The sequence below is a fragment of the Microbulbifer sp. ALW1 genome (assembly GCF_009903625.1).
Lineage (GTDB): Bacteria > Pseudomonadota > Gammaproteobacteria > Pseudomonadales > Cellvibrionaceae > Microbulbifer.
Genome location: NZ_CP047569.1, coordinates 2,715,987 through 2,739,128, shown reverse-complemented (window position 1 = coordinate 2,739,128; position 23,142 = coordinate 2,715,987). Strand labels below are relative to the sequence as shown.

Below are 23,142 nucleotides of genomic sequence, written 5' to 3'. Positions count from 1 at the left end.
TACTTAGTATGAAATCTGGTAGGCCCGCCCTATAGAGTCAGGCTCGCGCACCAGAGTGAGCAACGCATCCGCAGCATCCCTGGTAGTGATTTTCCATTTCAGTCGACGATTAGGTTGCGCGCCAGACCAGCGCACATAAGGACTTGATCGGTTGCTATCAAGCAGCTGTGGTGGACGCAGCACAGTCCAGTCCACACCGGACTCCCGCACCCGCTGCTCTTGCCGCTCCTTGTCCTTCAGTACATAGGGCAATATAACTCGGCTTACTGCGGCAACGACCCAATTCCCCTGCCCCTTGCTGTCTCCCACCCCTAGAGAAGACATCAACACCAAACGCCGCAACCCAGCAGTTTTCATTGCCAGCAATATATTGAGCGTCGCATCAGCCAGCGGTGTGGCCTCAGACTTGTGAAAAATTCCCAGAGTCGAAACTACAATTCCCCGTGACCTATTCATCACCTGCTGCAATGAATCAGGGTCATTGATTTCGACGGCCACCTTGACGAGGTTGGGATGTTCCGAGGGAATTTTTTGCGGCTGCCGTGCACAAGCAGTTACCCGATACCCCTTCTCCAACGCCAGCTGTACCAAATGTAATCCGGTTCGGCCGGAGGCGCCAAGGATGATCAGATGACAGCGCTCTTCCGCAGCTTCGTCTGCCGCTACGGCTGCGGATTGACCAGGGTTCTCCATAATCCCTACCCTACTATCCCTTAAGTGGTTTCCCGAACATTCCTAATAGCTTCGGGTGCGAAAAAAGACCGGTAGGAAGTGCGCACAGGCTAAGTGCACTCCACCGGCCATGAACAGGAAGTACAAATCCTTACGATCCTTTTTAGAAGTCGTAACTCACGGTTGCACCGTAGGATGGGCCAGTACCGGTAGCCACAATCATCTTGCTGAACTGACTCAGCACAAACACACCGCCCACATATTCTTCATCGAGAATATTCTTGCCCCAGAGACTGAAGCGCCAGTGGTCATTGTTTGTCAGCGCGATATTGGCATTGGTAATGGTTCTATCACCGGTGTTTGCCAGATTCAGCGGCGTTACATACTGCTCGGACTGATAGTTGCTATCCAGTCGCGCGCGCAGTGACCAGTTGCCGAATACCTGGGTCTGGTAGTTGATCCCGACAGAGCCCTGCCATTCGCTGGTGCGCGCTAACTGGTTGCCCCCCACATCCGAATTACCACAAACGGTTGTAGTTTGCGGCGAATCCATAATCGGGGTTTCGCACTGGTAGTTGATGAACAGGCTGGCTTCTTCATAGGTAACCCCTTCATCGTAGGTGGGGTCCGACCATGAAACCGCGAAGTCGGTACTCCAGTTGTCGCCCACCAGCAAGCGTCCATCGACTTCAAATCCAAGGGATTCCGCATCCCCGATATTTGCGACAAGCAGGGTGTCTCCTAACCCGCCAGAGATGGGCGCCTGGGAACCCTGCACATCCTCCCAATCGATCAAGTAGAGGGCGGCGTTAAGCTGCAGGGCGCCGTCCATAAACCAGTTCTTGCTGCCCACTTCGTAGGTCCAGTTTTGCTCCTCGTCGTAGGTGAGGTGTGCCTGATCCGAAGTGTTATTAAAGCCACCAGACTTGACGCCCATGGCTGCGGACGCGTACAGGAACTGGTCGTTGTTTAGGCGATACTCCGCCGTCAGACGTGGTGTAAAGTAGTAAAAGTTTTCCTGGTCTTCCGGCACAACAATTCCTGATGGGGCGAAACCGCCAGGCGCAATACCAAAGCCGTCGGTAAGCCGCACAATCGACTTGTCTTCTTCGGTGTAGCGCATCTCCCCGCGCAAGGTAAGGTCATCACTCACGCTGTAGGCGAGCTCGGCAAATATCGCTGCAATGGAGTCATCAAACTGCGTATGCTTAGCCTGACTGCCGTGCCACGCCGCTAACATTTGTGCGGTCGAGTCTGTTGCGTCAGCCAGCGGAGAAGGCACGCTGCCGTCCGCGGGTAAGCGGCAGGCTTCCTCAGCCGAGATGCCGTAGTCTTCACCGGGATTGACTGGTGCACACAGTGGCATATACAGCGTAATTTCATGACTTTCGTCATCGATATTGCTGTAAAAAATCCCGGCCGAGCCTTCCCAGCTATTGCCAGAGTAGCTGAGGCGCAGCTCGTGGGAGTCGCTCTCCAGTTCGGAAAGCGGGCGTCCACTGAAACTGTTGGTGTAGGCTACCGTTGGAACGAATATCGGGGATCCAAATGGTGGATTAATAACGTCAATTCCCCATAGGTTGGTTACTCCGGAAAGCGGATCGCGATCGGCGGAGCCACCGTTGGTGCGGGAATCGCTGCTGGTCATACCGAACAGATAATCGAGGCTCAGGTTTTCATTGAATTTGAAACTGGTCTTGAAGCTGACAACCTGGGTATCCGCGACCGCACCGATGGAGCGTGGATCAATGGTAATGGCATTGTGCCCAGTATCATCCGGGATTCCCGACTGTGGCGGTGCAAAATTGTCCGGCGCACTGGAGGGCATCGCCGGCACTTCACCGCACCACCAGCTATTGCCGGTAATGGGTGCGCCAAAGCTGGTCATGCGAGTTACGGAATTACAGTTCATATCACTGTAAGTGGTAAAGCCCCAGGCGACGTTGTTTACCCCTGTGAAGGCATAGTAGGGCTGCGGCTCGCGCTCGATCTCTGCGTTGTAGTAATCAAGCTTGAAGTTCAACTGCTCACTGGGGCGAAGTTCCAGCGTTACGGAGACGGTCTGATCGTCCCACCCACCGATATTGCCGGTGGTACCGGGGCCGGGAACATCCACGTCGGCAAAGGGATGGTCGTTCTTAGTGTGGCCATCGTACTCGGACCGGGCGATATTCAGCTTGCCAAGTAGCACATCCCCAACAATGGGGCCGCTGACCCGGACTTTCACATCCTGCCGCTCGTTGTCGCCAAGGGTGGCCTCCACGTTCGCCTCAAAAGTCTCGGTAGCCGGGCTGGTGATGTAGTTGACCGCGCCCGCAAAGGCATTGCGCCCGTACATGGCGCTCTGCGGCCCCTTGACCACTTCCACGCGCTCCATATCAACCAGGCCAAAGTTCATCATGCTCTGGCGCTGCAGATGGATTCCGTTCAGGAAAAAAGCGACGTTCTGTGTGCGTGCGGTAGTAAAGGTCTGAGCCATACCGCGCACTACGGCGTTGCCATTTGTGCCGCTGGTAGAAAAACCTTCGTAGGTAAAACCGGAGGTGGCAGCGGCAATATCGTCAAGCCCGGTATAGGCTCGCTGCTTAATTTGCTCCCCGGTAACCGGAGAAATTGAGATGGGTACTTTCTGCAGACTTTCGTTGCGGCCACGGGCGGTAACAACTACCTCCTCCATGGTCTCAGCAGCTTCACCTGCCTCTTGTGCACTTGTCACAATTGGTGTGCTGGCAAGCGCAATCGCGGCCGCCAATACATGTTTATTATATTTATACATCCCCTAGCTCCCTCTGTTGAATTTACAACGACTGAAATACTACGGGGCGAAAAGTCATACTGCGGCTTACTGCATCGCCTTTAACGGTTCAATTCGATCGGACAACCTCCCAACATCACCCTGCTCTGTGCCTTCAGTTAAGGTCGGGGCACACTATGTGACTTTTGATTCACAATTGTTGACTTAAAAGTCTCATCAGTTCAATACTCTTCCTGCCGGGCAGTTTTGGCGAGGTAACTTTCTCTACCGCAACCCCAGCAGGAGGGCTTTTTCTGATGAGCTACATTCCGAATCTATTGCGACGCTTGCTTGCCACAAATGACAAATATCAATTTGCCGGAGCAAACGAGTCAAACCCATCCACCCGCCCACTCGATTTCTCAACCCCAAAAGACAACCTCTACGCGTTTGGCAAGCTCTGGGCGACCTACGACAGCCAGCCAGTGTTTTCGGCCTTCCACGGGATCATGTTTGGTGTCGTGGGCAATGCGCGGGCACGCCCCCTGTTCGGATACTGTGGGTTTGGCCAATTCCAGGCGAAACAGTTGAGCAGCGGGAATGTCCGCTTACGGGGAAAGGAAACCGGCTATTTTTACGAGCCCGCCACTGGCAACATTCTCAGGGATTGGGTGAATCCCTACACAAACCAGCGGGTTGAGGTGTACAACTTCCTCAATGACCGGATTCGCGGCGAATTGACCCCCACCATGCCGAGCTTCGCCATGGGTGAAGTCGATGATGCACCGACGCTTATGAACGAGGCCACCGCGATTAAAAGCCCGGATGGTAGCTATCCATTTATTCTGCCATGGCAGCGCTACGCGCAGAATCTCACCCTGGAATGGGATTACACCCATCGCTACCGCAACCCGGTAGCGGCCGATCGCTGGCCTTTGGCAAGTACCGGCCCTTACATCAATCCATCCGAGCACTTCACCTTCTCGACACCACTTGCCGAAATCGAGGATCGCGATGCGCCCTCGGCCAGCTTCAGCTGCGGTTTTTCGCGCATCTCTCCCTGGTGGCCCTGGATGCGCATGGGCCAGAGTGGCATTGAAGGTGTATTGTTCGGGCGAATGAATTCGCACAAATCTAACAGCGGCCTCGACGATATTCCGCGCAAGGTACTCGACTTTACCGAAAAGCATCACCCCGACTACCTGGAGCCCTGCACGGACTGGGACGACGGCCACCCGATTGGCACCTGGGAGGCCTACGCAAGGGACATAGCGCCTGAGGTAGCGCCGGCGTGAGCCGGTGCAGCCCTGCCCGCCTTTTTGATATTGATCAATGTGCGAGCCACGGTGATTACCTAATTTCTAACTCTGCAACCGTTCAACCGCCGCTCATAGCAGTCGATGGGCCTACTAAAACGACCACGAAACCCTGAAAGGGGATGGAATATGAAAATTCTGATTCTGGGTATGGGCCACGTAGGCAAAGCTCTGGCCCAACGATTGAAAAGCGAAGGCCACACGGTGGTCGGCACGACCACCACCCCGGAAAAAGTACCGGACTTGAGTGCCCTGGTGGATGAGGTCCATGTATTACGCGGCAGTGAGCGGGAAAAGGTCGCTGCAGCTGCCCAGGGCTGTGATCAGGTAGTAGCAACGGTCGCACCCAACGTAAAAAACACGCGCACCGTGGAAGAACGCCACGCGCACTATCGGGAAGTGCTGGTTGAGAGCTGTCAAAACGCCGCCAGTACCGGCGTAGCGACCCTATTCCTCTCCTCGTTTTCTGTTTATGGCGATGGCGGCGCCGGCACTACGCCAATCGATGAGGAAACACCGACCGCCAACCACGAAGAGCCCTCCTCACTTTATTACCAGAGTGCCGAACAAGAAGTGTTAAAGGGCAATGATGGCTGTGTGTTGCGCTTTCCGGACATGTATGGTGCGCCCGGGGATATGAGTTTCCCCGAGCGGGTAAAAATGGCGCACTCTTATTTTGGTGGAAAGACATTATTTGGTGCAGATGCCCTGCTCTACGCGATTCACTTTGAAGACGTGGTAAACGCGGTGTATCACTCGATTACCAATGGTCTCAAAGGAATTTACAACGTCTGTGATAACGCGAGAATACCAGCAACCAACAAACAGGTTTTTGACGCGATTTGTTACAATGAAGGCCTGGCGCCGCTGGAATACATGAACAGCATCAAGGCACCGCAACGCAAGATTTCGGCGGCAAAACTCTACGGGACTGGATACCGCGTACAGCATCCAGATCCAAATCTGGCACTCATCCAACCAGCTCTGACGTAGCAAACAAATACAGGTATTACTATGGCGACGGTGGTAATCACTGGCAGTAGCAAGGGCATTGGCTTTGGATTGGGCAAGGCATTTCTTGAATCCGGCCACCAGGTGGTTTTCTGTGGAAGCAGTGAGGACTCCACAGAAAATGCCAGGGCGAAACTCAGCGAGCAGAGCCCGCAGCTACTAGACCAAGCACGATTTTTTACCTGCAACACCACAAGCGAAGATCAGGTTCAAGCGCTGTGGGAGCTTGCAAGTAGCGCCTTCTCCCGTGTCGATATCTGGGTGAATAATGCTGGGTTGGCGCGCACAGGATGGAGCATTTTGGATATTCCCGCGAACGAAATTCAGCGGATGCTGGATATCAATTTGCGCGGCACAATTAACGGATGCAGAACGGCCGCTCGAGGTATGCAGGATCAGGGATCTGGGAAAATCTTCAACATGCTCGGCGGCGGGAGCGACGGTGAATACTTCCCAGGGATGGGCATCTACGGCACCACCAAGCGCGGCCTGGATTACTTTACCAACGCGCTGGCAAAGGAACTGCAGGCATCTGGCATCATTGTAGGGAAAATCCGACCGGGCATGGTGGTAACTGAAGCGATCGTGCGCGAAGCGAGAGAGAACCCGGAAACTTTCGCCCGCTCGCGAAAATTTATGAACAACCTGGTTGACCAGGTTGATACCGTGGCCCCATTCCTTGTACAGCGCATACTCGATACGCAAAAGAGCGGACAAAAAATTGCCTGGCTAAATGGGGGCAAGATTGCCGGTCGCATGCTCGCTGGTCTCTTCCGAAAACGCCCGGACCAGTTTCTGCAACACGGCCTCTAAGAATAACGCTCAGGACACCCCACCAGGATAAAACCCTATGCACGCAGATACGAAAACCATCGATCAGTTTCTTGCGGAAAACCCCAATGTGGACGTTAGTCGCGCCTGGGAGCGCTGCTGGGAAATCCTCACTCGAGTTAAAGGGAACATTGCCAGCCGCTTTGACAATCTTTCGCTGGAGCCCAACTGTATCGACCGCGAATACTATCAATCGCCAAACGGTGGTTTCGAGGGTTCGTTTCAGGCGTGGAGCGGCGGCGATTGCGAGTGGCTGGTGAACTCCTGGCTCGGCAACCGCAAGGCCAGCATCCTGGATATGAATGCAACCGCGTATCTCGGACAGGAGACGGATGTACCGCACTTTGTGATGGTCTTCGGCACTATCCCTAAGCTGTTTTTCTATTTCGACTTTATGCCCCGCCGGAATCTGATGCTGGATATGGACTACCTCGACCGCTACTACGCACCCATTAATGACGAATACCTCGCCCTGCGCGGCAACCCAAACTTTCAGTGGTCCGTAAGCCATGGACCCTACATGCGCACCCTGGTCAATCCGTCTACCCAGAGCCTCACGGCAGATTTGAATGACGAGAATATATCGATTCTTGAAGATTACGCCGAGCGTATGCTAGAGCACTGGCTGGGCTGGTACGACAATGCGCAGTGTGTTCCCCACGAGGATCGCGACCAACTGCGCAAGACCGATCACACCCTGCGGCGCCTTTGTTATGAGCGAGACCCGATGAACAAGCTCGCCGAGCAGGTGTTTGGTCTAGACGGGGTCAAGGAAATGCTTTCTATCCGTATGGGCGAACAGCAGATGCAGCGGGTAGTCGGCTAACAATTTTCACAACAAAGATAACCACAGAATCATCGCTTGGTTTTCATCGCTCTTAGGTGAAATGCTTTGCCGCCCCTCCGGGGGCGGCTTTTTTGTAGTTTCCTGCTTTATCTACTCAAGCTCCGGAGCCACCAGATCCCGCCTGATCAGGGCCTGCAAATATTCTGGCGCGATCGCGTGACAGTAGTGGGTTCCCATAAAGCTGTCCGGCAGTGGCATCCAGCGCGAGTATTCGGCGTGCAAGGCTTTACTGCGCAAGTGAAGATATTCACCGTTCTGGTAAGCCACCTGGTACGGGAAGGGGTTCACCCACAAAGGCCCGATATAGGCGTTTTTCTCGTCATCGAGTTTAATCTGTTCTCGCGGAAGCAGCCCCCCCTTCTCTACCATAGAATCCCCCTCCGCCGGGCCCTCCTCCATCGCGCGCTCCAGGGATGCGTAGGTTACGTCGAGCAATGCCTCTGTCCACTGCTGGCAGGTCCGGTCTTCGCTTGCGGCCACCTCAAGCTCAGACGTGGTATGGGCATGACGAATGCGCTCGGCGGTCTTTAACTTGCAGGAAACCGTCACAGGAATCTCCTGGGTAGCACCACCGGGTGTCTGAAAGCCTACGTATTGATGCGTCACCAGCGGCTGTACCGTGGGTTTCGATTTTTTGAAGCCCTCGTCGTAATCATCCGGATTGTAATGCCTGATATCCGCAACCAGCGGGGTTCCGGCGATAAATTGCTGCATCACGCCGCAATAGTCGGCGCCCGTCTTCACCGGGGGAGAGACTGAGACTTCTCCACCACTTGCCGCAGCTGCAGAGGTGGTGGAGAGCGTGATCCCAAAGGTGAAGGCCGCTAATAGATTGATAGATCGCATTGTTGGGAATTTCCTTCCTCGAGGTTCATCTGTCCACCGCAACTACGGTAATCAGCTTGTTTTGGTCAACCCTGCAGCACCAATTCGATACCCTGCAGTCGATAGCATTACGTCAACAGGGCAATAATGGATCGCAGGGAATACCAATGTCACACAGGTGGCTATGCGGAAGTTGATAAAAAGCAAATAGCCGTTTCACCGCGATTGCTACATTGTGGCCTTGAACGCGCTCAGCAGAGCGTAATCGTGCGGTAAGTCACACATTCTTAAGCCATCAGGCCACTACCCGAGATCTGCGCCATGGACAAATCGCCTCGACTGCTCGGTGTCACTCTGGCCGAAAGTATCAGGCCACGCTATTTCCTGGTCTATCTGTTTGCCGTGTTCATTTCCTCCGGCTATGCCGGGGCCCTGGCCATACTGCAACCCGGCTTACTGGCGGTTATGAAGATAGACCAGCAGGCGCAGGCCACCCTGACCGGCTATCTGAGTGCACTGCAAGAACTGGTGTTTATCCTGCTTCTTGGCACCTTCGGTGCCCTGTCCGATCGCATCGGCAGGCGCCCGGTATACGTGTTTGGTCTGCTGTTTACGGGCCTCGGCTTCATTCTTTATCCGCACGCCAACAGTGTTTCGCAGCTTGTGCTCTTCCGGCTCGTGGTCGCAGTCGGCAGCGCCGCCATGATCGGCATGATGGTCACCGTGGTTGCCGACTATGCCAGAGAGTCCTCCCGTGGCCGGGCCAACGGACTGCAGGGCCTGACTGCAACCTTGGGTGCTTTTATACCTCCTCTGCTCGCTGTGCTGCCAAAAGTATTTGCCGGACAAGGGATTGATGAACTCACCGCGCAGCAGCTTACATTTGCCTGCGGGGGAGCCCTCGGGGTGGGCGCGGCGGTTGTCGTCGCCCTTGGGCTGGCGCCGGGGCTGCAATCCGCAGGAAAGCGCACCAAACACGCCGCCCAGAGCCTGTTCAGTGATATGCGGGCCGGGCTACTTGCCGCGCGGGATCCGCAAACCGCACTGTCTTACGGTGCCGCGTTTATTTCCCGTGGCGACCTAGCAGTCACTGGCGCCTTTATCTCCCTATGGCTGGTACAGTACGGCACAAGGGAACTGAATATGACCCCCAGCGAAGCCATGTTCCAACTGGCGGTGCCACGTACCCTGGCGGTGGTAGGCGGTGCGCTGCTGGGCTCCCTGCTGATGGGCCAGATTGCCGATCGAGTCAGCCGCGTGGCCGCTGTGGCGCTGGCATCTGGACTCGCCGCGATCGTCTACGGTGGCGTATTCCTGATTACTGACCCAACCGCCGATTGGGTAATGGGACTCCTGCTGGTAATGGGTGTTGCGGAGATCAGCGCCTTTGTCAGCAGCCAGGCTCTAGTAGGACAACAGGCACCGGCCGCGCAGCGGGGTGCGGTTATCGGGTTCTTTGGCGTCGCAGGCGCGGTGGGAATTCTCGTGGGCACCTCCGGTGGCGGCCTGCTGTTTGCGCATATCGCCCCCAGCGCGCCCTTCGTGCTCTTTGGGCTGCTCAACGGTCTGGTGTGCCTTTGGAGTCTTGCGCTGTTGCGCAGGTCAACGGCGCCCACCGCCGCTGCCGGGAGCGTGTAAGCCCACGGCTTGAAAAAAACTCATAAGAAGGTCGAGCGGTTATCGCATCGAATTTACCAACCCAATGGCCGCATTCGGGAAGTAACAATTAGGAACTAACACAGTGACAGACGCAAAACAGAAACTCACCAAGGAATTCGCCGCGCACCTGGATGGCGATAATCACATCGATACCAGCGAGACCTACGCTGCGGTACTGGCGACCCGTGATCGGGTGTGGGAAAAGATCTCCGCGACGCTGTCCCTCCGTGAAGACCTCCGTTGCGCGGACCTGCACGAGTTCGACTCCCTTGAAGGTGAACCCATCGGGCGCATGCGCACCTTCACCGGTGACGAATCCCCCATTGACTGGGTTATCCACTCGAACATTGGCAGCCCCAAAAAAACCTTTACCAATATTCATCTGACGATCTACGTCAAAGACAACGTAGACGTGCCCCATCTCGGAATGGCCTTTGGCACCCTGCCGGACGCATTCTTTTACGTCGACCCCATGCCGCGTTACGAAGTGCTGAGTGAACCCGACTACCTGCAGAAATATCTAGCGCCGCTCAATGAAACCTACATGGCGCTGCAGAACGAATTGTTCGAAGCCGGTGTAAAACCGTTTAATCCGGCCATGCCGTTTATTCGCTCCAGCCTGTCGCCGGTTGCCCTGGCAGGAGTTGTACCGCTGGCCTTCTACAAAGAAAAAGTCGAACCCAAAATCCTTACCTACGTCGACCACTGGCTCGCGCTGGTTCAGAACGCTAAACCGGTGACCGATGCCAACGAGCGCGCTCGCCTGCGCACGCGCGACGAACGTGTTCGCAGCAATATTGTGCACCTGGACCCAGCCAACCCGATTGCGGAGCGTCTGGTCGGCAAGGAGACTGCCGACCGCCTGGTGCGTATTTTGTGCGGGGAAGAGCGCGATTCAGCCTCCACTGAAACTTCATCCGAAACAGCCTGACAAGCCGACAAACATACAGGGCAGCGAAATGACCGGTAGTGCGAAGACCAAACCCTCCGTGCCCCCCCTGGGAGAATTGCTCGCCACTGGCGAGGTTCTGCAGGCGCCCGGTATCTACGACGGTTTGAGTGCTCGCCTTGTTGAGCAGGCCGGCTTTAACGCGGCCTTTATTTCCGGTGCCTGTATTTCTTTTTCACGGTTTGGCCGCCCCGACATGGGGCTGGTAAGCGCGTCAGAGGTGGCGGACACGATCGCGGTGATTCGCGAGCGCACCCCACTGCCCTTGATCGTGGATATGGACACAGGTTTTGGCAACGCGCTTAATGTGCAGCGCACGGTGCGCACATTTGAACGTGCCGGCGCCTCCGCACTGCAGATGGAAGACCAGCTGATGCCCAAGCGCTGTGGCCATATGAGCGGCAAGCAGGTCATCAGTGCACAAGAGATGGAAGGCAAAATCCGGGCAGCACTGGACGCGCGGCAGGACGAAAACACGCTGATCATTGCCCGCACCGACGCACTGGGTGTGCACGGGATTGACGATGCGCTGGAGCGCGCAGAGCGCTACCTGCAAGCCGGCGCCGACGCGATCTTTGTGGAAGCGCCGCAATCCCTTGCCCAGATGCAGGAGATTGGCCGGCGCTTCGGCGACCGCATTCCCCTGGTGCACAATCTCGTGGAAGGGGGGAATTCACCGGTGGAAAGTGCCGGAGACCTGGCGGCATTGAATTACCGTATTGCCCTCTACCCAGCTTCCCTGCTCCATTTGTTTCTGCCCGCTGCACAGCAGTTATTGCAGGATCTGAGAAAGCTCGGGCACGTGGGTGAGCATCGCCAGAGAATGGTCGACCTTTCCGCCATCAATACATTGCTCGGGGCCGAGGAGCTTTTGAATGCCGGCCAGAAATACCAGCAGAATAACCACCAAACAGAATAACCACTAAGACGGACCAAGACGGTAAAGATTTATGGACCGCGATCTCGACACCCAAGACCGAACAGCCTCTCCGGAAGCGGCGGAAAATACGCTGCCGGAACTGCAGAATTACATCGACGGCACTTTCTCCTCCCCCGCCCAGGACCGACAGCTGTACCTTAACGACGCCAACAGCGGACAGCCGCTGCAACTGCGGCGCAGCTCTGACCGCCAACAGGTGCAATGCGCATTGGAGGCCGCAGACCGCCTGCACGGGGAAGCCACATTTGAGGACATGCCAGCGCAGGCGCGTGCCGAGCTTTTGGAGCGCGTCGCAGACGAGCTTGCCAACGACGAGTATGCGGACGTTATCAGTCGCGCAGACAGCCTGACCTCTGGTGCCATCATCCGCACCACCCGCAAAATGGCCAAGCTACTGCCGCTCGTTTTTCGTGGTGCCGCTGCGTATCTGCGCGAGGGCAATCTCGACCGGCGGGTGCCCGGTCCTTGTGGTGAGGTCGAGTATTTGCGCCGCCCCTGGGGTCCCGCACTGTTGATCGCGCCGTGGAACGGACCCACCGCCATTGGCTCACACAAGGTCGCCAGTGCGCTGGCTGCCGGAGCCCCCTGCATTCTCAAACCCTCCGAATTTACCCCGCACTCGGCGGTAATGATGGCCAGGGCGATTCACAAAGCGGGCCTGCCGGAGGGTGCCTTTCAGTTGACGCTCGGCGACCGCACCATCGCGGGCCAGATGGTCGAGGACCCGCGTATCAAGGCGGTTTCCTTCACCGGAGGCCTCGCCGGTGGCCGCGCGATCGCACGCGCTTGTGCCGACGATTTTTTACCCACTCAGCTGGAACTCGGTGGCAACAACCAGCTGGTGGTGTTTGAAGATGCCGACCTGGACAAGGCCGCAACCGGTATTGCCTTTGGCCTCACGAATCTCAACGGCCAGTGGTGTCGCGCGCTGGGCCGGCTGCTTGTACACGAATCCGTCAAGGAGCGCCTGCTCGACAAGGTGTTATCCATACTCGCAAACATCCGCCTGGGGCACTCGCTGGATGAAGACAGCGATATGGGTCCACTGGTGCACCAGGGCCAGTATGAGCAGATCCAGAAAGACCTCGAGCGTCTTACCTCCCACGGTGGCCGCCTGTTAAGCGCCACCCCGCTTCCGGCACTCAGCGGCTATTTCGTTGCACCAACGCTGGTCGACGGCTGCGCAGCGAATGACACCCGCGAAGAGGTTTTTGGCCCGGTAGCGGCCGTGCACACCTTCAAGGATGACAGCGAGGCGCTGGCACTGGCCAACGGTACCGACCTGGGACTGGCCGGCTATGTGTACAGTGAAAACACCGAGCGCGCCTTTGCCTTCGCGCGCAAAATGCGTACCGGTGGCGTCAAGATCAATGGCTACAGTCTGCTCAGCATTGGTGAGGGAACGCCGCGGGGCGCCTGGGGGCTGTCTGGACTGGGAGAAGAAGGCCACGCACAGTCTATCGAGTTCTTTACCGGCGCTCGCGTAGTTGGCATCTCGCCGCAAGACCCGCTGGGCGGTAAGTAACCGGCGATCAACAAAAAAGCCCGCGCAAGAATTTGCGCGGGCTTTTTTGTTTTGAGGACTAATTTACTGGGTATTAGACCCTTACCCCCGTGTGCTAGCGCCGTGCTTCAGTCGATTAATTCTATCGTGGTCGCTTGCTGGGGCTCCCCGACTTTCATCGCCGCCTTTGCAAACTTGGGCGGCCCAAACTTGGGTACGTGGTTGTTCGACAACCCCATGGGTTCCGCCGGAATGCCAAAAAAACCGTGGTCCAATTTGCCGTTGGCGTTGTCATCGTGATAAACCGCAATAGCATAGGTTCCGTAGGGAAGGACCAGATCGACTTCAGCGGTACCGTCTTTCAATAGCCCTTCAAGAACGACTTCCTTGGCGATCACCTTGGTATCACCCAGAAAGGTATCCTCCGAGTCAAACACGTTGATAAACAGATTGCCCGTAGTCGACTGGATATTTTTTACCGTCAGTTTCAGGCTAGAGGTCTCAGCCAGCGTACCCATACTGAAAACAGCCATCACCAGCACGCAAAAAGCCGTCATTGGTTTTTTTAGTAGTCGTTTTTTCGACATTGCTTCTTCCTCAACAATTGGTTGTATTGATCGTTCGCGATAAAACACCTTGATGAGACGAATCACTAACAAATAAACCACCAGCCAGTAATTCAGCCCTTGATATTCAATGCTCGCCATTTGGCCGCACGGCCTCCGCTGGCGACGCCCGTCATTTCACCGGCGGTTTTCCCTACCTGCATCAGCTTGAACAGGTCGATGCCCGTATCGAACCCCATCTGTTCCAGCATCATGACCACGTCTTCACTGGCAACATTGCCGGTTGCACCGGGTGCAAATGGGCAACCACCGAGCCCACCAACGGAACTGTCGAACTTGCGAATTCCGGCTTCCAGCGCCGCGTACACATTGGCAACCCCCATGGCGCGGGTATCGTGGAAATGACAGGCGAGTCTTGAAGCATCAAATTCTTGTACGAACGAGGTCATTAGCTGGCTCACCTGTGCGGGGTTTGCCGCACCGATTGTGTCGGCCACAATGACATCCTGCGCGCCCATGGCAAAAAGCTGGCCGGCGAGGTCCAATACTTGGCCAGGATCTGTCGCACCCTCAAACGGGCAAGCCCAGGCCACAGCGACACAGGCCACAACACGCACGCCATCGTTTTTCGCAGCGGCACAGATCTCCCGCGACTGCTCAAGTGAGGCGCGAACATCCTGCCGCACGTTGCGCTGGTTCATGGTTTCCGTCGCACAAACCACAAGCACTACGGTGCGCGCTCCCGCGTCGCGCGCTAGCTGATAGCCTTTCAGGTTAGGAATCAGAACTTGGTAATCTACGCCGCAATCTTTGGGCAGTGCCGCCAGTAGCTGATCCGTTCCCGCCATCGCAGGAACCGCCTTGGGCGAAACGAAAGCGCCCACTTCAATCGAGGGCAACCCAGCCTCTATCAGGCCGGTCACCAGTGCCAGGCGCTGCTCAACGGTCAGTATTTTTGCCTGATTCTGCAGCCCGTCCCGCGGGCCAACATCGTTAATCCAAACACGCTCGCGCATAAGATCCCTCTTCCTTTGATCAGGCGGCGTCGCCGCTTTCTTTCAGGGCGTCGATATCTGCCGGCGTATAGCCACACAGTTCCTGCAGCACCTCGTCGGTATGCTGACCTACATAGGGCGCAGGAGAAAAGCTGTCTTCGTGGGTGCGGGAAAGCTTGATCGGGTTGCCCGGCGCTTTGGTGCTTTTCCCGTTGGGGTGGGCAATATCAACCACCATATTGCGGTGCAGCACCTGCGGATCGTTCAACGCCCGCTCGAAGTTATTGATTGGTGCACAAGGGATGCGCTGAGCTTCCAGTTTGGCCAGCCAGGCGTCGGTGACGTCCGTTGCGAACACCTCGGCAAGCTTGCCGTCGATAAACTCCTTGTCCGCGAAGCGACCGGGCTGTCCATCGTACTTGGGATCGTCAAATTCCGGCACATTCACTACCGGCTTCAGGTTCTGCCAAAAGTTGTCTGTGATGACCGCAATGATGATAAACCCATCGGTTGTGGCATAGCTGTTGTAGGGTACATGCACGAAATGGGCGTTGCCGATCGGGTAAGGGTTTTTCCCACTGAGGAAGAACATGGTGGCCATGTAGTTCAGCATGGAAACCTGGCAATCCACCATGGAAATATCGACATGCTGGCCACGGCCGCTGGTGGCACGCTCGGTGATCGCCGCCAGAATACCCATTACTGCAAACATACCGCCGCCGAGGTCTCCGGTGGGGATGCCGGAGCGAACAGGGTTCGCCGGATCATCGCCAGTAATGGACATGCCACCGCCGTAGGCCTGTGCAACCTGATCAAATGCCGGGCGTTTGGCACCCGGGCCGTCCGACCCGAAACCGGATACACAGCAGGTGATAATCTTCGGGTTGATCTCGCTCAGGGTGTCGTAGTCAATGCCCAAGCGCTCCGGTACACCCGGGCCAAAGTTGCTTACCACCACATCGGCATTTTTCACCAGATCGCAAAATGCCTGTCGTCCGCGCTCGCTCTTGAGGTTCAGCGCAACGCTGCGCTTGTTGCGATTCAGCGTAAGGTAATAGGCCCCAAACCCGTCGATGGAGTTTTTCGGGTCGCTTGCCAGCAGTTTGCGTGTACCCTCCCCGGCAAGCGGCTCTACCTTGATCATATCTGCCCCAAGATCGGCAAGGATCATGGTGCCGTAGGGGCCGGAGAGCATATGGGTCAGATCCAGAATGCGGATACCGTTCAGCGCTTTATTCATAGCAGTAACCTCGATAACGTGGAGTTGGTGTTCCACGAATAAACATTGAGCGCACCCCTCCCCTACCTAAAAATCCAGGCATAGATAGTACGGCTTAACAGGGGCAGGATTACCGTGTAGCCACGAGTGTGGCTACACGTACAGAATCAGATCAGAGTGACTTGCCGGTTTGCGGGTTCACCGGAGTCTTCCAGAACAGCACCGCCAGTGCGGCATAGGCAACGATAATCAGGCTCGCTGTCACCGGGTAATCCAGGTAGTACACCCAGGGTTCGCGATACCATTCCCACAGTACTGCCTGCTCAGGCAGGAACCAGAATACGCCGCCCACCGCAATCGCGTAGCGGATTGCCAGGCCAACCTCACGCTGCTTGAACTGCTTGTAAATGATATACCCGGCCCATAGGGTTACCGCAGCGGCGGTCACGTAGGTAACAATATGATGTAAACCAAAAATGCGCTCGTCGTTTACCAGCAGCATCAGCGTGTACATAAACCAGTTGACGAACATCACCTCCATTGCGGCAACACGGGCGTACTGAGGCTTATACCCCTGGGTCGGTTTACCCGGGCGCAGTCCAAACAGTTTGCGCACCCACAGGATCAGTCGGCAGCGAATGTCCTTATTCATGCCCATGTAAATCATCAGCATGGTGCAAAACAAGGTGGAGCTCTGCAGGAATACGTGCTCGCCCATAAAGTACGGACGCGGAATGGAGGTATCGCCGGCGAACAGCGCTTGTACTTGCGCCTTGTCCAGATATTGGATTCCGGCATCGGTCGCGGCGAGCGCAAAATTATTATTCGCGCCAATAAAGTGCAGGTACATTTCAAACCAGAACACCCACACCAGGCCGCCACCCATAAAGCCCATCCAGGATGCCCGAACTTCATTCTTATCCAGTCCCTTCCATACCAGGAAAAGGCCGAAGGCTCCGATGACAAAGGCCGTGCCGTAGGCAATCGGCGCCGGGATGCCGGCATAGATCAGCGTGACCAGATAGATGTGCGCGATCATTTTTTCCAGCACTACCCAGGCAAATGCCAGGCCACCCACGAAAGGTGCGCTGTAGTACCAGGGTCGCTCCGCCATACGGGCGTCAAGGGAAGCGGTGGTCATTGGAGTACCTCTAAATTCTCTTTTATCGTTATTTCGACCGGGCCCCGGGCCCGGTCAAATCATACCCTTGATCCGGGGTGATGGCACCACCACCCCGGATCAAGCCTGCATCAGAAGCTGTAGCTTGCGCGCAGACCCACAATACGCGGGGTCGGCAGGATCAGGTCCACCACCTGAGGGGTAAACGCCCCGCTCGGCAGATGGCCATAGCCCACGTTCGTAATACCCGCTTTGACCTTGTCGTCATCCAACAGGTTGTTGACGTAAAGCACCAGGTCCAGGTCTTCCCAGCTGATACCACCCTGGAAATCAAGGACGGAATACGCAGGCAGGTAGGCCTTGTTGCCACGGTCCAGATAGCGCTTGGATTCGTAGTTACTCAGCAACTCGGTAAAGTAGCCCGCACCACTGGCCAGTTCGCCATCGTAGCGAATAGAAACCAGCGCAGATGCCTCAGGCGAGTTGATGAACTGGTTGCCGGTGTAGTCCCCGTCTTCGGTGCCGGTCCAGAGCTTGTCGAGTGTGCCGGGGTTTCCACCGTCGGCAACCCGGAAGTCGTCAAAGCGGCTCTTGGCACCGGTATATGAGGCGGTGAATGTCCAGTTTGAAGACGGGCGATACACCGCACCCAATTCAAACCCTTTCAGCGAGCTCTCACCTACGTTGGTGACCGCCGCGTTCTGTGCACCGGTATTGACGTCGGCAACGAAGTAAGAGACCTGCTGGTCTGTGTAGTCATACAGGTACGCCGCTGCCGTTAATTGCAGGCGATTATCCAGCATGCTGCCTTTGTATCCTACTTCGTATACGGTCAACTCTTCAGGGTCGTACTCGCCGATCGAGATATCGCCATTGCCATCGGTGGTGGTCATGCCGCCCGGCTTGAAACCATCAGCCAGAGACACATATATCATGGCATCTTCAGTGACTTGCCAGTCTACGCTTGCCCGGGGGACAAAGGCATTATCTGTGCGCGCATATGTCTGCACTGAAGGCTCAGCCGGCATAAAGGTCATGGGATCGAAGTAAGGCACACCCATCAAACCGTTGAACTGGGTAGACAGCGGAACACTGCGGTAATCAATGTTCTCCTCGAGATATCGCCCTTCCAGCGTTGCCCGTACCGAGTCGGTGATGTTGTAGTTAACGGCAAACGCAACCGACTTGTGGTCGGTCTCGCGACTCATCGGGATTTCCAGATCTTCCGGACCGGTTCGATGATTAACCAGGCCAAAGCCACCAAAGAAGCTATCCAGGTAAGCATCCCAGAACTCTTTGTCGACGCCATCACGCAGCCACCATTTCTGGTTCATTACCGTATCAAGTGATTCGGTCCAGTAGAGCGCACTCACCTGCCAATCGAACTTCTCAGCACCACCGGACAACCGAAACTCCTGGCTGAACTGTTCGGTATCAAAGGTTGTGTCACTGTTGGCATTCACCCCGTATTGGGTGTACTCACCAGGATATCCCGGGAAGTACGTAGGATCGAAAGGATGCGGGATAAACGCACCTGTGCCTGGGCCGAGGGACTGCACCGCATAGTCCGTGCGATCAAAGTCTTCCTGCACCCGGGAGTCGTTGTAATTGATTCCGGTCAAAGAAACGAAGTCGAAATTGTCACTGTTCCAGGCTAGCTCCAGGGTACTGCGAACACTGCGGATCTGAGTGCCCGCAAAATCCTTACCGGTAAGAGGGTCTGCCGACAGGTCAATTTCACTTTCGCTGGCGTTGCCCATATTACCTTTGAAAATCGGCGCGCAAGCCGTGGGCATCCCGATCAGATAGCCGTATGGCATGGCAGAGGCGCAGTCCGCAGCACTGGTACCCGTACCCGGCACCGGAACCAAAACGGTATTTTTTCCGGCAGAGCCCAGCAGGGCAAAATCACCCGGTGCGGAGCCCGTATGTACCAGACTCTCACGCTCGACGATAGGGCGTGGGGAATAGCTTTCCTCGCTGTACTCGCCGCGCCAGTATGCAGAGAAAGTCTCGGTGGGTGTCCAGAACAATGCCGTAGCAATACCTTCAGACTCGGTTCCCCCAAGGTCACCACCGGTATTCGGGTTTTTGTAGTAGCCGTCAAAATCGGTTTTTGCCAGATTGACAGAGCCCGCCAAAACACCCGGCACCATCGGCAAATCCGCGGCCACTTGCAGCTTGGCAAAGCCCTGGTCATTGGCATCCATGCTGATGGTAGTTTGCGCAGTGTCGCGAGGACGCTTGGTGACATAGTTCACCGCCCCAGAAAATGCCGAACGGCCGTACAGTGCACTTTGCGGTCCCTTGACAACCTCAACTCGTTCCAGATCCATCAGATCCAGATTTGGGCCCGTACCGCTGCCGGCAGACGTCATGGATTCAGAGGAAATATCCACGCCGTCTACAAGAATTGCCACATTGGAGCGACCGCGTGTTGAAGAAAAGCCGCGCAGACTAATACGTGTGTCATTCGGTAGCAGGCCGGTTTCGAAATCCAGTCCTGGCGTGTAACGAGCTACGTCGTCCAGGGCAGAGATGCCCTTCTCTTTCAGTGCCTGGCTACCCAGTACATCAATGGCCACTGGAACTGTATCGAGAGATTCTTCGCGCTTCCGCGCAGTGACCACAACTTCTTCAATGGCGAAGTTCTCGCCGCGAAGTGCAGTAACATTTTTATTTTGATCCGCATTGGAATCTTGAGCGTAAACAGCAGTAACGAACGTTCCCGATGAAATCATTGCCGAGGCAATGGCTATCGTTAGGGGCTTCCTGTTCATATCGGCTCCGTCTTATTGTTATCTGGAGATCCAGCTTTTGAATGTCCGGCAGAAAGTACAACTTCTGCTCACTGCCGATGACTTTCAGCGCTCTTAGGTTTGCACCAAATGCACGCGGTTCAGACCGCTTATCGTTATTCGAACTTTTCGTTGTCCATAAATTCCGCAAAATCGACCCATTCAGGGGCGCTTCAGCGGTTTAAAATTCTTCGAGCAATCGCCCTTTTCCGGTGATCTTGTCATTTACCCCGCAGGCACGCAGGGCGTGCCAAACGGTGGCGATATTGATCGGTAGCAGTGGTTTGCCCAACCAGTGCTCCAGAGTCGGAAAAACATCCATCGTGGAGAGGTTGGTACCGCACTGCACGATCGCATCGACGTTATCGCCATCGACCTCGCGCACTGCATCCAGCACCTGCTGGATCGGCGTCTCGGCAATCGACGTGGCCGACGGACGATTCATGCCCTTCACGTTCACCACTTCGAAGCCGATATCACTAAAGAAACGATAGACATTGTCATCGCCCACCGGGGGATAAGGAGTAATCACCGAAATGCGCTTTGCACCAAAACAATTGAGCGCATCCCGCGTCGCACCCGCACCGGTAGTCAGGCCAAGGTCACCGATCTGATCGCGTATTTCCTGCTCGAACTGGATATTGCCTTCCAATCCACCCCAGAAGGTCTCCGCGGACATGCCGAGCATGATGTGGTTGACTTTTGCCGACAGCACATTGCGAATGGAGGTAGGGATTTCGTCACGCATGATTTCGAGGAAGCGCTCGAAAACCGTGTTGGCATCGTCGCCGGTCTTCTGCATTTCATCGGACCAGTTCCGCAACTCGATCCAGAAGCGCGATGGATGCCAGGTCACGCCATCGAGACCCAGCTTTTGCAGATCGTATTCCACACCGGTATTGGTGGAGGGAATGATGACCCCGATCTGGGCACGACGCGCTATTTGGTAATTGTCCATATACGACTCCGCAGGAACTATGGAATGTTATAAATCTATGTCTTTTGGTGTGGCATGATATTTATCAATTCCCCACACCTGCCGCCCACTGAGCACTAGGCGAGCTCAACCGGCGAGGCCTCAGCGGGCGCCGTGCCGCTGTTCGAAGCATTTGTTTTGCGCCCCAGTTGTCGCACTATCGCGATTGCGATGACCAGCAGTACCAACATGCACAGAGCCCCCAGGTAATAGGGAGAGTGCACGTGCAGCCCGGAAAACAGTGCACCGGTGGCCGCAGTTCCAATACCGCGCCCGAGGGTGCCGAGGGCACTGTAGCTTCCCATAACCGCACCACGGTTCCCCGCCAGCGCCTGCTTGGAAACGAGTGACTGCATAGACGTGATGACAAGCGCGGCGCCCACAGCCTGGACAACCAGTGCCGCAGTGGCCCCGGCCGCAGTGGAGGCGCTACCCGCGATGGTGAGAGCGACTACCGCCAGGCCAAAAATGATGCTCCCAGCCACAATCAGGCGCGCCTCTCCGAAGGCGCGACTCAATGGCCCTATGGCGCCGCCCTGCATGATCACCATTGCGATCCCAGCAATCAGTAGAATCGGCACCAATCCCTGGGGCCCGGCGGCGATACTTGTGGCTTCTGCCCAGATGGGGAAGACGGCTTCAACCAACCCGGCGGCGACGTTGTATATGGCCATCGCAATGAAGAGCAGTAGAAGCAGCGGCTGAGAAGAAAACAACCAGCGCAGGAAATCACCGTAGGAGGTACCCCCTGCCCCGCTTACGCTATCGCCAGCCGTTGCGGGCCGACTCTCCTTAAGAAATACCAGTACGCACAGCAATGCGGAGGCTGAAAGCAGCGCAGAGACCATCGCGGGCAGTTGCAAATTGGCATCTTCAAAGCTGTCACCCGCCAAGATCCCCCCCAGCAGCGGCCCCAGAATGAAGCTCAGCCCGAAAGCGGCACCCAACATGCCCATCCCCTTGGCTCGGTCCTTTTCATCGGTAACATCGGCGACATAGGCCTGGGCCACAGACAGGTTTCCGGCCATCAGGCCGCTGAATAGCCGACTGACCGCAACCATCCACACCTCGGTGGCAAAGGCCAGCACGATGTAGCCCAGTACACTACCAGCCAGGCTGATGGCAAGGATCGGTTTGCGCCCGAAACGATCGGAAAGACGCCCCCATATCGGGGTGCCGATAAACATCCCGAAAACGTAAAGGGCCATACAGAACGTTGCGGTGGAGGCATCGGCACCGAGCTGAAGCGCGTAGTACGCGAGGATCGGCAGCATGATGCCGAAGCCGATCATATCCAGCAGCACCACGAAGAAGGCAATTTTCATAAGGGGCTAATCTGCATCAGTGTTCTTCAAACAGCCAGCCCATATTGTCGAACCGATCCCGAATGCCACAACTGCGCAACGCGTGCCAACAGGTCGCCACGTTGATGGGCAGTACCGGTTTCTGCAGCATTTTTTCCATGGCCGGGAAAACACCTACCGTGGAGAGATTGGTACCCACCTGCACAATGGCGTCCACATCGTCGCCGTCAATCTCACGCACGATATCCAGCACCTGGTGTTCTGGCACCAGTGCAATCGCATCGTGGGCGTTTTCACAGCGCAGGCCCACCAGGTGTTTTATGCGGTAACCCGCATCCTCAAAGAACAGCTTGACGTTTTTGTCGCCCACCGGCTGATACGGGGTGATGATGGAAAGCGTCTTGCCCTTCCCCTCCGGCACACCCAGCGCCTCCAGTGCGGAGATCACCGCATTGGCACCAGTGGTGAGGCCAGTGTCTTCGCCCACCATTTCCTGGATGCGATCGACAAAACCATCGTTACCCTTGATCCCGCCCCAGAAGGTCTCGGCGGACATACCCATCATCACGTGATCGGGTTTACAGGTCATCAGGCTCTCGATGGAATCACCGATGGTTTCCCGCAAGCGTTCGAGAAACTTCAGGAAATTTTCATCGTCGCTGAGATCTGGGTGGTCGATCATAAAGCGCGTGGTATGCCAGCTGACGCCGCGGGGCAAAATGCGCTGGCAGTCGTATTCCACCGAGGTATTGGTGGACGGAATCACGACACCGATTTTTGCACGGTGGCCGATGTAGTTGTCCCGATGACCGTTGGTTAACTGGTCGCGCTCACGGGTCCGGGAAAGGTCAATGGATTCTGGAAAATTCATAGGGG

Annotated in this window: 19 protein-coding genes; 8 read left to right on the top strand and 11 right to left on the bottom strand. The window is 56.0% G+C overall.

The window, feature by feature from the left end; genetic code table 11:
- Window positions 1–3 precede the first annotated feature (3 nt).
- Entirely contained in the window at window positions 4–693 is a 690-nt protein-coding gene (locus GRX76_RS11350) for an NAD(P)-dependent oxidoreductase (protein ID WP_160153416.1), read from the bottom strand.
- Window positions 694–835: 142 nt separating this feature from the next.
- Complete coding sequence (locus tag GRX76_RS11345) at window positions 836–3,448, bottom strand: TonB-dependent receptor (protein ID WP_160153415.1); 2,613 nt, start codon at window positions 3,446–3,448, stop codon at window positions 836–838.
- Between the two features lie 275 nt (window positions 3,449–3,723).
- On the opposite strand from GRX76_RS11345, the gene GRX76_RS11340 reads away from it, so the two are divergent.
- From GRX76_RS11340 to GRX76_RS11325, 4 genes are all read left to right on the top strand, one after another.
- Window positions 3,724–4,701, top strand: coding sequence for a DUF1838 family protein (locus GRX76_RS11340; protein WP_160153414.1), 978 nt, complete (start codon window positions 3,724–3,726; stop codon window positions 4,699–4,701).
- Window positions 4,702–4,851: 150 nt separating this feature from the next.
- Window positions 4,852–5,715 (top strand): NAD(P)-dependent oxidoreductase, encoded by an 864-nt coding sequence (locus GRX76_RS11335; protein WP_160153413.1) that lies wholly within the window; start codon window positions 4,852–4,854, stop codon window positions 5,713–5,715.
- A gap of 21 nt (window positions 5,716–5,736) precedes the next feature.
- Entirely contained in the window at window positions 5,737–6,546 is an 810-nt protein-coding gene (locus GRX76_RS11330) for an SDR family oxidoreductase (RefSeq protein WP_255461801.1), read from the top strand.
- 37 nt (window positions 6,547–6,583) lie between these two features.
- Window positions 6,584–7,390: a hypothetical protein gene (locus tag GRX76_RS11325; protein ID WP_160153411.1), complete on the top strand. Its 807-nt coding sequence runs from the start codon at window positions 6,584–6,586 to the stop codon at window positions 7,388–7,390.
- Window positions 7,391–7,501: 111 nt separating this feature from the next.
- Here GRX76_RS11325 and GRX76_RS11320 read toward each other — a convergent pair whose 3' ends face one another.
- Window positions 7,502–8,257, bottom strand: a complete 756-nt coding sequence (locus GRX76_RS11320) for a hypothetical protein (protein ID WP_160153410.1) — start codon at window positions 8,255–8,257, stop codon at window positions 7,502–7,504.
- Window positions 8,258–8,557: 300 nt separating this feature from the next.
- Here GRX76_RS11320 and GRX76_RS11315 point away from each other — a divergent pair, with 300 nt between their 5' ends.
- The 4 genes from GRX76_RS11315 to GRX76_RS11300 all read left to right on the top strand — a co-directional run bounded on the left by GRX76_RS11315 (window position 8,558) and on the right by GRX76_RS11300 (window position 13,309).
- Window positions 8,558–9,874 carry an MFS transporter gene (locus GRX76_RS11315; RefSeq protein WP_160153409.1) on the top strand — a complete coding sequence of 439 codons (1,317 nt, stop codon included), beginning with the start codon at window positions 8,558–8,560 and terminating at the stop codon, window positions 9,872–9,874.
- A gap of 103 nt (window positions 9,875–9,977) precedes the next feature.
- Entirely contained in the window at window positions 9,978–10,826 is an 849-nt protein-coding gene (locus GRX76_RS11310) for a hypothetical protein (protein WP_160153408.1), read from the top strand.
- A 28-nt stretch (window positions 10,827–10,854) separates the two neighbouring features.
- On the top strand, window positions 10,855–11,763 hold the full coding sequence (locus GRX76_RS11305; protein WP_160153407.1) for an oxaloacetate decarboxylase: 909 nt from the start codon (window positions 10,855–10,857) through the stop codon (window positions 11,761–11,763).
- A 31-nt stretch (window positions 11,764–11,794) separates the two neighbouring features.
- Window positions 11,795–13,309, top strand: coding sequence for an aldehyde dehydrogenase (locus tag GRX76_RS11300; RefSeq protein WP_160153406.1), 1,515 nt, complete (start codon window positions 11,795–11,797; stop codon window positions 13,307–13,309).
- A gap of 107 nt (window positions 13,310–13,416) precedes the next feature.
- Here the strand turns inward: GRX76_RS11300 and GRX76_RS11295 are convergent, their stop codons facing one another.
- From GRX76_RS11295 to GRX76_RS11260, 8 genes are all read right to left on the bottom strand, one after another.
- The gene (locus GRX76_RS11295) at window positions 13,417–13,995 is read right to left on the bottom strand and encodes a DUF2141 domain-containing protein (protein WP_201276800.1); all 579 of its coding nucleotides are present in this window, start codon (window positions 13,993–13,995) and stop codon (window positions 13,417–13,419) included.
- On the bottom strand, window positions 13,968–14,870 hold the full coding sequence (locus tag GRX76_RS11290) for a hydroxymethylglutaryl-CoA lyase (RefSeq protein ID WP_160153405.1): 903 nt from the start codon (window positions 14,868–14,870) through the stop codon (window positions 13,968–13,970). Before GRX76_RS11290 ends, GRX76_RS11295 begins: the two co-directional genes overlap by 28 nt.
- Before the next feature lie 19 nt (window positions 14,871–14,889).
- Window positions 14,890–16,089 (bottom strand): CaiB/BaiF CoA-transferase family protein, encoded by a 1,200-nt coding sequence (locus GRX76_RS11285; protein WP_160153404.1) that lies wholly within the window; start codon window positions 16,087–16,089, stop codon window positions 14,890–14,892.
- A 151-nt stretch (window positions 16,090–16,240) separates the two neighbouring features.
- Window positions 16,241–17,209, bottom strand: a complete 969-nt coding sequence (locus GRX76_RS11280; protein ID WP_160153403.1) for a hypothetical protein — start codon at window positions 17,207–17,209, stop codon at window positions 16,241–16,243.
- Window positions 17,210–17,319: 110 nt separating this feature from the next.
- The gene (locus GRX76_RS11275; protein WP_160153402.1) at window positions 17,320–19,968 is read right to left on the bottom strand and encodes a TonB-dependent receptor; all 2,649 of its coding nucleotides are present in this window, start codon (window positions 19,966–19,968) and stop codon (window positions 17,320–17,322) included.
- A gap of 199 nt (window positions 19,969–20,167) precedes the next feature.
- The gene (locus GRX76_RS11270; RefSeq protein WP_160153401.1) at window positions 20,168–20,944 is read right to left on the bottom strand and encodes an Asp/Glu racemase; all 777 of its coding nucleotides are present in this window, start codon (window positions 20,942–20,944) and stop codon (window positions 20,168–20,170) included.
- A 95-nt stretch (window positions 20,945–21,039) separates the two neighbouring features.
- Window positions 21,040–22,287, bottom strand: a complete 1,248-nt coding sequence (locus tag GRX76_RS11265; RefSeq protein WP_160153400.1) for an MFS transporter — start codon at window positions 22,285–22,287, stop codon at window positions 21,040–21,042.
- A gap of 16 nt (window positions 22,288–22,303) precedes the next feature.
- Window positions 22,304–23,137, bottom strand: a complete 834-nt coding sequence (locus tag GRX76_RS11260; RefSeq protein ID WP_160153399.1) for an Asp/Glu racemase — start codon at window positions 23,135–23,137, stop codon at window positions 22,304–22,306.
- Window positions 23,138–23,142 lie beyond the last annotated feature (5 nt).

What these genes read in the sequence shown, in the direction of transcription:
- GRX76_RS11350 (WP_160153416.1), bottom strand. Translation starts at nt 693, where the DNA reads ATGGAGAACCCTGGTCAATCCGCAGCCGTAGCGGCAGACGAAGCTGCG.
- GRX76_RS11345 (WP_160153415.1), bottom strand. Translation starts at nt 3,448, where the DNA reads ATGTATAAATATAATAAACATGTATTGGCGGCCGCGATTGCGCTTGCC.
- GRX76_RS11340 (WP_160153414.1), top strand. Translation starts at nt 3,724, where the DNA reads ATGAGCTACATTCCGAATCTATTGCGACGCTTGCTTGCCACAAATGAC.
- GRX76_RS11335 (WP_160153413.1), top strand. Translation starts at nt 4,852, where the DNA reads ATGAAAATTCTGATTCTGGGTATGGGCCACGTAGGCAAAGCTCTGGCC.
- GRX76_RS11330 (WP_255461801.1), top strand. Translation starts at nt 5,737, where the DNA reads ATGGCGACGGTGGTAATCACTGGCAGTAGCAAGGGCATTGGCTTTGGA.
- GRX76_RS11325 (WP_160153411.1), top strand. Translation starts at nt 6,584, where the DNA reads ATGCACGCAGATACGAAAACCATCGATCAGTTTCTTGCGGAAAACCCC.
- GRX76_RS11320 (WP_160153410.1), bottom strand. Translation starts at nt 8,257, where the DNA reads ATGCGATCTATCAATCTATTAGCGGCCTTCACCTTTGGGATCACGCTC.
- GRX76_RS11315 (WP_160153409.1), top strand. Translation starts at nt 8,558, where the DNA reads ATGGACAAATCGCCTCGACTGCTCGGTGTCACTCTGGCCGAAAGTATC.
- GRX76_RS11305 (WP_160153407.1), top strand. Translation starts at nt 10,855, where the DNA reads ATGACCGGTAGTGCGAAGACCAAACCCTCCGTGCCCCCCCTGGGAGAA.
- GRX76_RS11300 (WP_160153406.1), top strand. Translation starts at nt 11,795, where the DNA reads ATGGACCGCGATCTCGACACCCAAGACCGAACAGCCTCTCCGGAAGCG.
- GRX76_RS11295 (WP_201276800.1), bottom strand. Translation starts at nt 13,995, where the DNA reads ATGGCGAGCATTGAATATCAAGGGCTGAATTACTGGCTGGTGGTTTAT.
- GRX76_RS11290 (WP_160153405.1), bottom strand. Translation starts at nt 14,870, where the DNA reads ATGCGCGAGCGTGTTTGGATTAACGATGTTGGCCCGCGGGACGGGCTG.
- GRX76_RS11285 (WP_160153404.1), bottom strand. Translation starts at nt 16,089, where the DNA reads ATGAATAAAGCGCTGAACGGTATCCGCATTCTGGATCTGACCCATATG.
- GRX76_RS11280 (WP_160153403.1), bottom strand. Translation starts at nt 17,209, where the DNA reads ATGACCACCGCTTCCCTTGACGCCCGTATGGCGGAGCGACCCTGGTAC.
- GRX76_RS11275 (WP_160153402.1), bottom strand. Translation starts at nt 19,968, where the DNA reads ATGAACAGGAAGCCCCTAACGATAGCCATTGCCTCGGCAATGATTTCA.
- GRX76_RS11270 (WP_160153401.1), bottom strand. Translation starts at nt 20,944, where the DNA reads ATGGACAATTACCAAATAGCGCGTCGTGCCCAGATCGGGGTCATCATT.
- GRX76_RS11265 (WP_160153400.1), bottom strand. Translation starts at nt 22,287, where the DNA reads ATGAAAATTGCCTTCTTCGTGGTGCTGCTGGATATGATCGGCTTCGGC.
- GRX76_RS11260 (WP_160153399.1), bottom strand. Translation starts at nt 23,137, where the DNA reads ATGAATTTTCCAGAATCCATTGACCTTTCCCGGACCCGTGAGCGCGAC.